Source organism: Intestinimonas butyriciproducens, assembly GCF_016901775.1.
Taxonomy (GTDB): Bacteria; Bacillota; Clostridia; order Oscillospirales; family Butyricicoccaceae; genus Pseudobutyricicoccus.
Genome location: NZ_JACJKW010000005.1, coordinates 21,247 through 34,518 on the forward strand (window position 1 = coordinate 21,247; position 13,272 = coordinate 34,518).

Sequence of the window (13,272 nt, forward strand, 5' to 3'; positions counted from 1 at the left end):
GCAGGAGAATGGGAAAATCATCCACTTTTTTTCTGGAAAGGGGAGAGGGAAAAGGCGGGCGCTCCATGTGCGCTGCAAGATCCCTTTCTTTTGGGGATGTGTGCTGAAATTCGGGACAAAAAATAGGGCAATCTGCCATGCGGCCTTTGATTGCGCCCCACTTTCCCCGGCGGTATAATAAAAGGAGCGGCGAAAGCCGGAAATGAAAAGGCAAGGAGGATATTTTTTATCATGTATGATCTGATCATAAGAGGGGGCACGGTGGTGGACGGCACCGGCGCACCTCGTTATCAGGCCGATGTGGCCATAAAGGGGGACAAGATCGCCTGTATCGCCCCTCATATTGAAGAAAAGGGCGCCAGAGAGATCGACGCCAAAGGCCAGGTGGTCTCTCCCGGCTTTATCGATTATCACAGCCATTCGGACAACAGCATCCTTCTGGGACCGGACGGCTACAACTACCTGGAGCAGGGTGTCACTACCGAGATTACCGGCCAGTGCGGTTCGGCTCCCGCTCCCAGCTATCCCGGTTCTTTGCAGGAGGAAAAGGAGATACTGCCGCCGGAAAAATTTGCCGAAGTGGAAAAGGCCTGCGATTCCTTTGCTTCCTTTATTGATTATGTTTCCCATATGGAACTGGGCAACAATATGGCTTTTTACATCGGGCAGGGCAATGTGCGGGGAAGAGTGATGGGCTTTGACGATTCTCTCCCCACCAAGGAGCAGCTGGAAGAGATGAAAGCCTGGGTGCGCCAGGCCATGGAGTGCGGCTATCTGGGCATGACCACCGGATTGGTATATGCCCCCTCGGTGTACGCCGGGGAAGAGGAGCTGGTGGAGCTGGCCAAGGTGGTGGGCGAGTATGGCGGCAGCTATGCTTCCCATATCCGGGGCGAGGCGGACAATGTGGTGGAATCGGTGGAAGAAGCCATCCGGGTGGGGGAAAAGGCCGGTATTCCGGTGATCATCTCCCATCTGAAGGTCATCGGCAAGCAGAATGAGGGCCTTTCCAAAAAGGTGCTCCAGGTGATCGAGGATGCCAATGCCCGGGGCGTCAAGGTGAGGGCCGACCAGTATCCCTATCTGGCAGGCAGCGCCCCCTTCATCAGCTGCATCCCGCCCAAATTCCATGTGGGCGGCGTGGAAAAGCTGGTGGAAAACCTGAAAGATCCGGAGTTCCGCAAGAAGGTCACCGATTCCATTGAAAATGAATACCAGGAGTTTGCCAGCAATCTGGTGGACGCCGGGTTTGAGGGCACACTCATGGCGGGCTGCGCCAAAACACCTCAGTATGTGGGCAAGACCATCGCCCAGATCGCAGAGGAAGAGGGCAAAGATCCCTGGGATGTGTGCTATGACCTGCTGATCGCCAACGACGGCATGGCCCAGGGCATCTATTTCAACCAGAATGAAAGCGATATGATGCGTATCATCGCCCACCCCTATGTGATGGGCGGCAGCGACTGGTCCAATTACCAGACCCATCTGGATCGGGACAAGGTGGGCGGCGGCCATCCCCGGGGCACTTCCACCTTTATCACCCGTCTGGCTCTGCTGCGGGACCATGGCCTTCAGACCCTGGAGCAGGCGGTGCACAGCGTCACCGGCCTGCCCGCCGAGATGAGCGGTATTGAGGGTATCGGCTGTCTGAAAGAAGGGGCCCATGCAGATATCTGCGTCTTTGACTATGCCGCTTTGGGAGCCGACAGCGATTATCTCCATCCCTTCCGGAAAAACCGGGGCCTTTCCTATGTGGTGGTCAACGGCAAGGTGGCCGTGGAGAACGGAGAATACAACGGCGTGAAAAATGGCCGGGTGCTGAAAAAGGCCCCGAAAGCATAAAAAGGAGAGGGAAGATGAAAAATCCGTATCGTTGGGACAATCTTACAAGTCCTCAGATCAAAAAACTGTCGGAGGAAGGGGCGATTGTGCTGGTGCCGGTGGGTTCCACCGAGCAGCACGGCCCCCATCTGCCGGTGGGCACCGATGCACTGATGGCAACTGCCATGAGTGAAAAGCTGGCCGCTGCTTTGGGCGAAAAAGGGGTGCCCTGTGTGGTGGCGCCCACCATCGCCGTGGCCAATTCCACCCATCATATGAGCTTTGCCGGCTCCCTCACTCTGCGGCCCGAGACCTATCTGGCCCTGCTGCGGGATTACTGCCGCAGCATCGCTTCCCATGGTTTCCGCAAGATTCTGCTGGTCAACGGTCACGGGGGAAACATCGCTCCCACCAACACAGCCCTGATCTCCATCAATGAAGAACTGGGATTCCCGGTGTATTTCACCGGTTATTGGCAGGCCAGCGCTCAGGCAGAACAGGAGATCCTGGAGACCCAGAAGGGCATGATCCACGCCTGTGAGGAAGAAACCTCCCTGGTGCTGGCGCTGGATGACAGCCTGGTGGACCCCATCTACAAAGAGACAAAGGGAAAACCGGGCCACGGCTCCCCCATGCTGGATGAGGGGATTTGGGAGACCTTCCACCGGATGGAGGCCCACACGGAAAACGGCGTCATGGGCAACTCCTATGCGGCCACAAAGGAAAAAGGGGAAGCGCTCACAAAAAGAATGGTGGAGGATCTGGCGGAAAAACTGGCCGATCCTTCCATTTGGGAACAGAAGGTGTGATAGACCATCACAGCTCCGCCCCGCCCAGGGGAAGGCCGATGGCCGGGCGGGGGGAGCGCAGGGAGTGAAAAGGGAATGAAAGAGAAAAAGTGCCCGTTGTTTTATGGCTGGCTGGTGGTCATCGCCTGTTTTCTGGTAATGGGTGTGTCGGTGGGCGTGGTCAACAACAGCAGCGGGGTCTATGTCAAGCCGGTGTGCGCCGATATGGGCTTTTCACGGGGGGCCATGGCCATGAACAACACCATCATCGCTGCGTGTCAGATGGCGGTGGCTTTCCTGGCCGGGCGGATCTATGCCCGCTTTGAGCTGAAAGCCGTCATGCGCGTCAGCGGTCTTGTGATGGGGCTGGGATATATGGCCTATTCCCAGGCCCGGAATCTGTGGATGTTTTATGGGATTTCTTTGGTGGTGGGATTGTCCCAGGGGCTTTTGGTGGCCGTTTCGGTGTCCATGCTCATCACCAACTGGTTTCATGCCCGCCGGGGCACCGCCATGGGCATTGCCTCCATGGGAAGCGGTGTGGGCGGCATGATCTGCAATCCCTTGGCCGCACAGCTCATCGGCACGGCAGGCTGGCGGCAGACCTATCTGATCCTGGGAGCGGGGATGCTTCTTTTCGTGGTGCCCGCCTGCTTTTTTATCATCCGCACCCGTCCTGCGGATGTGGGGCTCAGCCCTTATGGGGAGAGCCCGGAGGAAAGCCACCCGGCAGAGGAAGAAGGGATGACCGCCCGCAGTGCCCGGAAAACGGCTCAGTATTGGGCATTGAGCATTTTCGGCCTGATCAACGGCATGAGCGCCGTGGCGCTGGTGCACAATGTGACACCCCATCTCAGCGATGTGGGCTTTTCGCCCATCACCGCTTCGGCGGTGGCCTCGGTGAGCATGGGCTTTCTGGCCTTCGGCAAGGCGCTGGTAGGGTATCTTTATGACAAACTGGGGCCCCGGCGGGCTTCCTTCCTCTCCAATGGCTCCATGGTGCTGGGATTTGTGGGGATGCTCCTGGTGCCCTTCCGCCCGGCCATCGGCCTGATCGTGCTGGGATGCGGCGTAGGCGGAGCCTTTGGCGCCGTGGCCACCCCCATCCTCACCGAGATCATGTTCGGCCGGAAGGAATTTGGCGCTATTGTGGGGGCCATTACCGCCTTTGGCAATATCGGGGCTATGGTGGGGCCGGTGGCTGTGAGCAGTGTGTATGACATGACGGGCAGTTATAAGCCCGCTTTGTTCGGGGTGATGGTGCTGATGTTGGGGGCACTGGTGGGATATCAGTGGATCCTCCGCCGGCCGGCGCCCCGGGAGAAGATTCCTGCCTTGGCAGGGGAAAGAAAAGAAGGAGGAATGTAAAGTGATCCGGGATCTGGCGAGAAAAAGCCGCAGCTGGCGAGGTTACGACGAAAGCCGCAAAGTCAGCCGGGAGGAACTGGTGGAGATGGTGGAATGTGCCCGGCTGTGTCCTTCCAGCGTGAATATGCAGCCGCTGAAATACTACCTGGCCTGGGAAGAAGAGCAGGTACGGAAGATCCAGCCTCTGACCAAATGGGCCCGGGCTTTGCAGCCCATGGAGCTGCCCCACAAGGGCCACTGTCCCACCGCCTTTATCGTGATTTGCCAGGATACTGCCCTGCAGCCTTCCATTCCCCGGTTCCAGAAGGACATCGGCATCGTGGCCCAGACCATGCTGCTGGCCGCCACCGAAATGGGCCTGGGCGGCTGCATGATCGGCAACTATGACGCAGGCCAGGTGCGGGAAGCTCTGGAAATGCCGGAACACCTGATGCCGGTGCTGATCGTTGCCATCGGCAAGCCCGATGAGACCATCGTCCTCACCGATGTGAAGGAGGATGGGGACATCAATTACTATCGGGATGAAAACGATGTGCACTATGTACCCAAGCGTTCTCTGGAAGATCTGATCATCAACAAATAACGCAAAAGGCCGCCGGGAATCTCCCGGCGGCCTTTTGTTTACTCTTCTTCTATCAGTTTTTTGATATAGAGGGCGGCTTCTTCGATGTACTGGCTCAAAGGAGCATCGTTCACGCCGCACACATGGATGCCCGATTTGTGGTTGGGAATGAGAACCCGCTGCCCCGGACTTTGTCCCACGGCGGCGGCCATGGGAGCAGAGACCTCCCCCAGCATGGCCCCGGCCATCAGAATGCCGATGGGGCCAGCCACCACATGGGCCCGGCCGCAGCACTGGACGATGGCATTTTCCCCGGTGGCCCCGTCGTCGGCCCCGGCCCGGAGCATGGCCGATGTGGCCAGAGCATTGGTGCCCAGGGCCAGCACATGGGCCTGGGGTACTTCCTTTTTCAGCCGGCCGATGAGGGCGCTGCCCACGCCGCCCCCTTTGCCGTCGATCACTGCGATGGTCTTCATATGGTTTCTCCTTTGGTATTTTGTTTCAGTATACCGCAAGGGAGGGAAAATGGCAAAGGGGACATCATAAGAAAAGATTAAGCAAATACCCCCTCCCCAAAAAAGACGGGAGGGGGTATCATAGAACAGAGAGGAAAAAGGAGGGGATTTTTGTGCAGGCCAATATTCTGGTGGTGGATGATGAAAAGGAGATCGCCGATCTGGTGCAGGTCTACCTGGAAAACGAGGGCTTTAGCTTGCCTGAGTATAGCAGCGGAGACCAGAGCGAAACAAATGAAAAACCGTGAAAAAAGAGAGCGGACCGCAGGGACCGCTCTCTTTTTCTTTGCCGGGAGCGGAAGGGAGTAACTTCGCTTCTTTTGGGGATTGTAAAAAAGAAACCACATGGATTTTACAAAAAGTGCTGCTATGTCAGGGCTTTTGGCAGAAGGAAAAAGAGAAAACTCCTATTTTACGGACTTTTTACAAGGGAGGATTTGGGATTTTACAAAGGGATCCTAAAATGAAGCCGGTAAAAAGGAAAAAAAGGGCGCATGGCGCCCATCCACGGAAAGTGGGAGGAATGACATGAACAAAGTGATGAGCAAAAGCAAAGGAGGAAAAGAGATGGAAAAGATGAGACGGGGCATCAAAGATCTGCCCGCTCTTTTCCGTTCGCCGGCCTTCCGGAAAAATTTCAAGGAAAAGCTGATGGAAGTGGTGTTTTTCATCGCGGCCTGTGCCAGCATCCTGTCGGTCACCCTGATCTGTATTTTTATTTTCCAGGGCGGCTGGAATGCGGTAAAGGAGGTCGGCCTTGCAGAATTTTTGGGAGGCACTAAGTGGAAACCTACCGCAGACAATCCCTCTTTCGGCATTTTCCCCATGATTATGGGCAGTATTTATGTCACCGGCGGCGCTTTGATCATCGGCGTGCCCATCGGCATTCTCACTGCCGTGTTTATGGCCCGGTTCTGCCCCAAATGGCTTCACCGCTGGCTGAAACCGGCCTTTGAATTGCTGGCCGGTATCCCCTCCATCGTCTATGGCTTCTTTGGCCTGATGGTGCTGGTGCCTCTGGTGCGTCAGTTTTTCCCCGGCGATGGCAACAGCATGTTCACCGCCTGGATCCTTCTGGGCATCATGGTGCTGCCCACCATCATCAGCATCAGCGAAGCGGCTCTGCGGGCGGTGCCCGAAAGTTATTATGAAGGCGCTCTGGCCCTGGGGGCCAGCCACGAGCGGGCGGTGTTCAAGACCATTGTCCCCGCAGCCAAATCCGGCATTCTGGCCGGTGTGGTGCTGGGCATCGGCCGTGTCATCGGTGAAACCATGGCGCTGATCTGGGTCTGCGGCAACCAGCCCCGCCTGCCCGACAGCATCTTTGACGGCGTGCGTACCATGACCACAAACATCGTTCTGGAAATGGGCTATGCCACCGGCCTGCACCGGCAGACTCTGATCGCCACCGGCGCTGTGCTCTTCGCCTTTATTCTGCTGATCAACGCACTCTTCGCAGTGCTCAAGCGCAAGGAGCTGAAACAATGAACGGAAATACACAGAAAAAATCCCTGCGGGCCGACCCTTTTTCCCTGGTGATGCGGGGCCTGGTGTGGGGAGCGGCCCTGCTGACAGCCGGGGTTCTGCTGGCCCTGATCGCCTATATCCTCATCCGGGGCGTGCCCAATCTGAAGCTCTCCCTGTTTGAACTGGAATACAACAGCGAAAATGTGTCCATGTTCCCTTCCATTGTCATGACCATCTATATGACGGTGCTCACTTTGATCATCACTACGCCTCTGGGCATTGGCTGCGCCATTTACCTCACCGAGTATGCCAAGCGGGGGAACAAAGTGGTGGAAATCATCCGCCTGGCAGCCGAGACCTTGTCGGGCATTCCCTCCATCGTCTATGGCCTGTTCGGCATGCTCTTTTTCGTCACCGCCCTTCAGTGGAAAAACTCCATTCTGGCCGGTTCCTGCACATTGGCCATCATGGTGCTGCCCCTGATCATCCGTTCTACCGAGGAAGCCCTCAAATCGGTGCCCGATTCCTACCGGGAAGCCAGCTTCGGGCTGGGAGCCGGTAAACTGCGCACCGTGATGCGGGTGGTGCTGCCTCCGGCCATGCCGGGCATCGTGGCCGGTGTGATACTGGCTGTGGGCCGTATCGTGGGCGAGACGGCGGCGCTGATCTACACTGCGGGAACGGTAGCCAAGATCACGGCCAATCCTATGGAGTCGGCCCGGACGCTGGCGGTGCATATGTATGCTCTGTCCAGCGAAGGCCTGCACACCAGCGAAGCCTTCGCCACCGGTGTGGTGCTGCTTTTGGTGGTGCTTATGCTCAACGCCACATCCAATGCCATTGCCAAACGGATCACAAAGGGGAAATAACATGAAAAAGTTTGAGATTTCTGGTCTTGACCTGTATTATGGCGATTTTCACGCCTTGAAAAATATCAATCTGGATCTGGAAGAAAAACAGATCACCGCATTCATCGGCCCTTCGGGCTGCGGCAAATCCACCCTGCTCAAAAGCCTGAACCGGATGAACGATCTGGTGGAAGGCTGCAAAATCACCGGAAAGGTCTTGTTGGATGGGCAGGATATCTATTATAATTATGATACCAACCTGCTGCGGAAGAATGTGGGCATGGTATTCCAAAAGCCCAATCCCTTCCCTATGAGCGTCTATGACAACATCGCTTTCGGTCCCCGCACCCACGGCATCAAGAAAAAGTCTCAGCTGGATGAGATCGTGGAAAAGAGCCTGCGCAACGCCGCCATCTGGGACGAACTGAAGGACCGGCTGAAAAAAAGCGCTCTGGGCCTTTCCGGCGGTCAGCAGCAGCGGCTGTGCATCGCCCGTGCTCTGGCGGTGGAACCGGAAGTGCTGCTGATGGACGAACCCACTTCGGCCCTGGACCCCATCTCCACCATGAAGATCGAGGACCTGGCACTGGAGCTGAAAAAGGATTACACCATCGTCATGGTCACCCATAATATGCAGCAGGCGGCCCGTATCTCTGACCAGACGGCCTTCTTCCTGTTGGGCGAAGTGGTGGAATGCAGTCCCACCCAGGAGCTGTTCTCCATGCCCAAAGACAAGCGCACTGAAGATTACATCACCGGCCGTTTCGGCTAAGAGAGGAAAGGGAAACATGAGAAATCGATTTGACAAAGAACTGGCGTCTCTTCACGACCTGCTGATCGAGATGGGCACCCTGTCCCAGCAGGCCATCGAAAGCGCCAAGGATGCACTGCTGGAGCAGGATGTGGAAAAAGCTGCCCGCACCCATGAATTTGAGCGGGAAGTGGATGAGCGGGAAAAAGAGGTGGAGCGCCGGTGCCTCAAGCTGCTGTTGCAGCAGCAGCCGGTGGCCAGCGATCTGCGGATCATCTCCACTGCTTTGAAGATCATCACCGATCTGGAGCGCATCGCCGATCAGGCCTGTGACATTGCCGAACTGGCCACCTACATGGCCGGACAGAAATATATCAAAAAGCTGGTGGATATTCCCCTCATGGCCGATGCCGCCATCAAGATGGTGAAAGAGAGCATCGACGCCTTTGTGGCCCGGGATATCGATCTGGCCCAGCGGGTCATCGCCTGCGACGACACCGTGGATTCCCTGTTTGATCAGGTGAAAAATGATCTGATCGCCCTGATCCGGGAAGACGCGGCCAATGGGGAGCAGGCCATGGATCTGCTGATGGTGAGCAAATATCTGGAGCGTATCGGCGACCATGCCACCAATGTGGCGGAATGGGTGGTTTTCTCCATTACCGGCCAGCATAAGAATGAGAGGGTTCTGTAAGCCCTGGGAGGAAAGAAAAAATGAGTGGATCTCCGTTGATCTATTGCGTGGAAGATGACGACAGCATTCGGGAGCTGATTTGCTACGCCCTGAAAAGCGGCGGCTATCAGGCGGAAGGCTTTGCCGAAAGCGGTGATTTTTGGCGTCGGATGGAGGAAAGTACCCCCCGGCTGGTGCTGCTGGACATCATGCTGCCCGGGGAGGATGGGATGCAGCTGCTCCACAAGATGAAAAACGACGCTGCCCAGCGCAATATACCGGTGATCATGCTGACGGCCAAGACCACCGAGCTGGACAAAGTGGCCGGTCTGGATGCCGGGGCGGACGATTATATCACAAAGCCCTTCAGCGTGCTGGAGCTTTTGTCCCGGGTACGGGCCGTGCTGCGCCGCAGCCAGCCCACCGGCGCTGAGACACTGTCCTGCGGCGAAGTGACCATGGATCCTCTGCGGCGGACGGTCATTTCCGGCTCTCATCCGGTGGAGCTGACATACAAGGAATTTGAACTGCTCTGCTACATGATGCGCAACTGCGACATTGTGCTGTCCCGCACCCGGCTGATGGAGAATGTATGGGGCTTCGATTTTGAAGGGGAGAGCCGCACAGTGGATATGCACATCAAGACCCTGCGGCAGAAACTGGGAGCCGGCGGCTCCATCATCAAAACGGTACGGGGCGTGGGATACAAAGTGTCCCAACGGGAATGACCGGCCCTGGGAGGGGTAATATGAAAAAGAATATCGTCCAATGTCTCATCCTGATCAGCGCTCTGGCGGTGCTTCTGACGGCCGTGCTGTCGGCGGTGGGGTTTTACAATGTGTATGAAGAGCAGGTGCAGAAGCAGCTGCGCACCCAGGCCCAGGTGGTGCGGGACAGTCTGGAATTTACCGAGGATCCCCTGGGATATCTGGAAGCCACCAAAAAAGCGGCAGGGGATACCCGATTTACCTTGATCGATCAAGACGGTACAGTGCTCTTTGATTCCAGCGCCGATGTGGCCGGAATGGAAAATCACGAGAACCGGGCCGAAGTGATAAGAGCCCGGGAAAGCGGCTTTGGAGAAGCCACCCGTCAGTCCGAGACCCTGGGGCAAAAGACCTATTATGCTGCCGTGCGGTGTGAGGATGGCAGTGTGCTCCGGGCGGCGGTGGCGCTGCAAAGTGTCTCGGCGGTGTTTGTCAACAATCTGCCCATGACTCTGGGCGTCGTCCTTCTGATGGTGCTGGTGTCCGTCCCGGTCTCCCGGCTGATGACCCGGCGGCTGCTGGCTCCCATCATGGATGCAGCCCAGCAGATTTCTTTGGAAGGAGAAGAAAATATCCCCACCCGGCCGATTTATGAAGAGATGGAACCCTTCCTCAACAAAATCCGGGCACAGAAGGCCCAGATCGCTGCTGATTTCCATCGGATTCAGCAGGAACAGGGGACAGTGGCCATGATCATTTCCGGGATGCGGGAGGGCCTGATCCTCATCGATGGGGATAAAAATGTCCTTTCCTGCAACGAAGGGGCCATCCATTTGCTTCAGGCCCACATCACCACCAACTACATCGGCCACAGCGTCATGGGCCTGTGCCGGGATCCGGAGTTTATGGGAGCGGTCAACCAGGCCGTTCATGACCAGAAGGCCAGTGAGATTGTGCTGGAAGTGGGCGGGCTTTTTCTGCGGGTTTATGTGAGCCCTGCGGAAGGTGTACCGGGGGCCATGATCCTCATTGTGGATGCCAGCGCCCATATCCGGGCCGAGCAGCAGCGGAAGGACTTTTCCGCCAATGTGTCCCATGAGCTGAAAACTCCTCTTACCTCCATCAGCGGATTCGCTGAAATGATCGAAAGCGGTATGGCCCAGCAGCAGGATGTGGCCGGTTTTGCCGGAAGGATCCGCCTGGAAGCCAGCCGCCTGCAGTACCTCATCGACGATATCATGCGCCTGTCGGAGATCGAGGACGGCTCCAACCCGGGAGAATGGGAAAAGGTTCCCTTGATGGATGTGGCCAAGGAGACAGTGGAAACCTTGTCCATCGAGGCCCAGGAAAATGGGGTTGCCATCAGCTGCGGCGGGGAACCGCTGACTGTGGATGCCAACCGGCACATGATGGAAGAGCTGATGACCAATCTGCTGTCCAATGCGGTGAAATACAACCGCCCGGGCGGCACGGCCCACATCAATGTGGAAAAACGGGGAGAAATGGCGGCCATCATGGTCAGCGATACCGGTATCGGCATCCCACCGGAGCATCAGAGCCGGGTTTTCGAACGGTTCTATCGGGTGGATAAGAGCCGCTCCAAGCAGACCGGCGGCACCGGCCTGGGGCTGTCCATTGTGCGCCATATCGCCGAGTATCACAACGGCTCGGTCAACTTGCAGAGCCAGGAGGATGTGGGTACCGAGATCACCGTGCTTCTGCCCATCCGTCAAAAGACCGTTGCGGATCAGTAAAAGAAACAACAAAGGCCCTGGAATCTTCCAGGGCCTTTTTCATTTGGGAATTTTACAAAAAATCTCTTTTTCCGTCAACCAATCGGGGGTCAATACCGTCTAAACAATACATCCACTGTTTAGGAGGAAAGAAAATGGAATTTACCATGGAGAGCCGGTATGGCAAAAAAACTCTGGCGGATATGTCCCGGGCGCTGCGGAAAACCACCCGGAAGAAGAGCGACCGGCGCAGCATGATCTGGGCCTGGATCGTGCTTCTGCTCAATCTGCTGTTTTTCCTGGTGCCCGGGGAAAATGGATTCGTATGGGATTGGAAGCGAGTTCTCAATGGTGGCGCTGCTTTGATGATGATTGTGATCATCCTGCGCCAGGACGCCATCAACGGCTTTTTTGCCCGGAAGCGCATGCTCAAAGGGAATGGTTACAGCCGCCTCACATTGGGAGAAGAGGGCTACACCACTTCCACTGAAAATGCCACGACCCAGTGGAACTATCAGGCGCTGGCCGCCATCGGTGAGACGGAGCAAAATCTGGTTTTCATTCTGGACAAGCGCTATGCCCAGGCATGGGAAAAAGATTCTCTGGAAGGGGGAACCATGGAACAGCTGCGCCAGTTTCTCACGGAGAAAACCGGTTTGCCCATCACACGGATATAAAAAAGGACGGCAAAGCCGTCCTTTTTGCGCTGCTGACAATGTTTAAAAATCGTAATTTGATTGCTGGTTGGTCTCTTCCATCAGCTGAATGTTGATCTCATGGGTGATGCCCTGGCGATAGAAGGTCAGCTTCATGGTATCGCCTGCCTTGTGTTCGTCCCGCAGGGTGCAGGCGTCGGAGATGTTTTCCACCCGGATATCATCCACGCCGATGATCACATCCCCGGCAGCCAGGCCCTTGGCAGCGGCATCGCTTTCCGGCGCCACCTGATCCACCAGGATTCCCTGGGGAATGTTATAAAAGGCGGCAGCCAGGGAACTGATATTGCGCCCGCTGATGCCGGTGAGGGGGCGGCCGGACACATAACCCTTGTCGATCAGCTCTTCCACAATGGGCCCCACGGTGTTGCTGGGAATGGCAAAGCCCAGGCCCTCGGAATCTTCGCTGCTGATTTTGGCGCTGTTGACGCCGATGACCTGACCGTATTCATTGAGCAGGGCGCCGCCGCTGTTGCCTGGGTTGATGGAAGCGTCGGTTTGCAGCAAAACCATATTGCTGCTGCCCACCTGGATCTCCCGGTCCACAGCGGAGATAATGCCGGCGGTCACCGTGCCATTGAGCCCCAGAGGATTGCCGATGGCAATGGCGGCTTCTCCCACTTCCACCTGGCTGGAATCTCCAAACTCAGCAACCGGCAGATTTTTGGCCTCGATTTTCAGCACGGCAATGTCACTTTTGGCATCGGTGCCGATGAGTTCGGCCGCATAAGTTTCTCCATCGTCCAGGGTGACGGCGATGCTGTCGCCTCCTTCCACCACATGGTTATTGGTGACAATATAGCCGTCCTCCGACAAAATGATCCCCGATCCGGTGCTGCTGGTGGAGTAGGTCTGGAAACTTTCGGTGATAACACCCACCACGGAGGGCCGCACCTTCTGCACCACATCGCTCACATCTTTTACCACAAATCCGCCATCGCTGCTTTCGGGCTTTTCCTGGATTTCCATGGAGAAGGCAGAGTCCTCTGTGCTTTTCTGCGCCTCTTCTTCTTCTTCTTTCTGGGAGCCGACGCCATTGATAACGGCAGAAAGGCCGCCTCCGGAAGAGAGATCGGTCTCGGCCGATTTGGAAGGGACCTGGTTTGCATCGTTGCGCAGCAGCAGATACCCTCCGGCGCCGCCCACCGCCACCAAAATGGCGCAGACGGCACAGCCCCGGCGCAGACGGGCCCGTCGGCGCTTTTGGGCCAACACCTCTTCATAGCTGCGGTAAGAAGCAGCGTTGCGATAATAGTGAGGGGTGTGTTCCTGGAACTGGTCTTGGGAATCCTGGGGATCGTGGCGATGGAACATAGGCAATCT

The 13,272-nt window shown here is 56.7% G+C and carries 14 protein-coding genes and 1 pseudogene; 13 read left to right on the top strand and 2 right to left on the bottom strand.

Features of this window, described 5'->3' with window-relative positions:
• The first annotated feature begins 231 nt into the window (after nt 1–231).
• The 4 genes from H6A25_RS03620 to H6A25_RS03635 all read left to right on the top strand — a co-directional run bounded on the left by H6A25_RS03620 (nt 232) and on the right by H6A25_RS03635 (nt 4,560).
• Nucleotides 232–1,842, top strand: a complete 1,611-nt coding sequence (locus H6A25_RS03620; RefSeq protein WP_204750645.1) for an N-acyl-D-amino-acid deacylase family protein — start codon at nt 232–234, stop codon at nt 1,840–1,842.
• A 14-nt stretch (nt 1,843–1,856) separates the two neighbouring features.
• A complete protein-coding gene (locus H6A25_RS03625; protein WP_204750646.1) occupies nt 1,857–2,630 on the top strand; it encodes a creatininase family protein in 774 nt (257 codons plus the stop codon).
• 75 nt (nt 2,631–2,705) lie between these two features.
• On the top strand, nt 2,706–3,977 hold the full coding sequence (locus H6A25_RS03630; RefSeq protein WP_204750647.1) for an MFS transporter: 1,272 nt from the start codon (nt 2,706–2,708) through the stop codon (nt 3,975–3,977).
• A 1-nt stretch (nt 3,978) separates the two neighbouring features.
• On the top strand, nt 3,979–4,560 hold the full coding sequence (locus H6A25_RS03635) for a nitroreductase family protein (protein WP_204750648.1): 582 nt from the start codon (nt 3,979–3,981) through the stop codon (nt 4,558–4,560).
• A 38-nt stretch (nt 4,561–4,598) separates the two neighbouring features.
• Here the strand turns inward: H6A25_RS03635 and H6A25_RS03640 are convergent, their stop codons facing one another.
• Nucleotides 4,599–5,015, bottom strand: coding sequence for a DUF3842 family protein (locus H6A25_RS03640; RefSeq protein ID WP_118426852.1), 417 nt, complete (start codon nt 5,013–5,015; stop codon nt 4,599–4,601).
• A 152-nt stretch (nt 5,016–5,167) separates the two neighbouring features.
• Here H6A25_RS03640 and H6A25_RS12950 point away from each other — a divergent pair.
• The 9 genes and pseudogenes from H6A25_RS12950 to H6A25_RS03680 form a co-directional block, all read left to right on the top strand.
• A pseudogene (locus H6A25_RS12950) lies at nt 5,168–5,272 on the top strand (DNA-binding response regulator); the annotation flags it as partial.
• 26 nt (nt 5,273–5,298) lie between these two features.
• The gene (locus H6A25_RS03645; RefSeq protein WP_204750649.1) at nt 5,299–5,586 is read left to right on the top strand and encodes a hypothetical protein; all 288 of its coding nucleotides are present in this window, start codon (nt 5,299–5,301) and stop codon (nt 5,584–5,586) included.
• A gap of 44 nt (nt 5,587–5,630) precedes the next feature.
• Nucleotides 5,631–6,542 (top strand): phosphate ABC transporter permease subunit PstC, encoded by a 912-nt coding sequence (gene pstC / locus H6A25_RS03650; RefSeq protein WP_204750738.1) that lies wholly within the window; start codon nt 5,631–5,633, stop codon nt 6,540–6,542.
• Nucleotides 6,539–7,390: a phosphate ABC transporter permease PstA gene (gene pstA, locus H6A25_RS03655; RefSeq protein ID WP_204750650.1), complete on the top strand. Its 852-nt coding sequence runs from the start codon at nt 6,539–6,541 to the stop codon at nt 7,388–7,390. Before pstC ends, pstA begins: the two co-directional genes overlap by 4 nt.
• A 1-nt stretch (nt 7,391) precedes the next feature.
• Nucleotides 7,392–8,141, top strand: coding sequence for a phosphate ABC transporter ATP-binding protein PstB (gene pstB / locus H6A25_RS03660; RefSeq protein WP_118426842.1), 750 nt, complete (start codon nt 7,392–7,394; stop codon nt 8,139–8,141).
• A gap of 16 nt (nt 8,142–8,157) precedes the next feature.
• Nucleotides 8,158–8,814: a phosphate signaling complex protein PhoU gene (phoU, locus tag H6A25_RS03665; RefSeq protein WP_204750651.1), complete on the top strand. Its 657-nt coding sequence runs from the start codon at nt 8,158–8,160 to the stop codon at nt 8,812–8,814.
• 20 nt (nt 8,815–8,834) lie between these two features.
• Nucleotides 8,835–9,521 (top strand): response regulator transcription factor, encoded by a 687-nt coding sequence (locus tag H6A25_RS03670; protein ID WP_243423221.1) that lies wholly within the window; start codon nt 8,835–8,837, stop codon nt 9,519–9,521.
• Between the two features lie 20 nt (nt 9,522–9,541).
• Complete coding sequence (locus H6A25_RS03675) at nt 9,542–11,254, top strand: sensor histidine kinase (RefSeq protein WP_204750652.1); 1,713 nt, start codon at nt 9,542–9,544, stop codon at nt 11,252–11,254.
• 134 nt (nt 11,255–11,388) lie between these two features.
• The gene (locus H6A25_RS03680) at nt 11,389–11,910 is read left to right on the top strand and encodes a YcxB family protein (protein WP_204750653.1); all 522 of its coding nucleotides are present in this window, start codon (nt 11,389–11,391) and stop codon (nt 11,908–11,910) included.
• A gap of 42 nt (nt 11,911–11,952) precedes the next feature.
• Here H6A25_RS03680 and H6A25_RS03685 read toward each other — a convergent pair whose 3' ends face one another.
• Nucleotides 11,953–13,263: a S1C family serine protease gene (locus tag H6A25_RS03685; RefSeq protein WP_204750654.1), complete on the bottom strand. Its 1,311-nt coding sequence runs from the start codon at nt 13,261–13,263 to the stop codon at nt 11,953–11,955.
• Between the last annotated feature and the right edge of the window lie 9 nt (nt 13,264–13,272).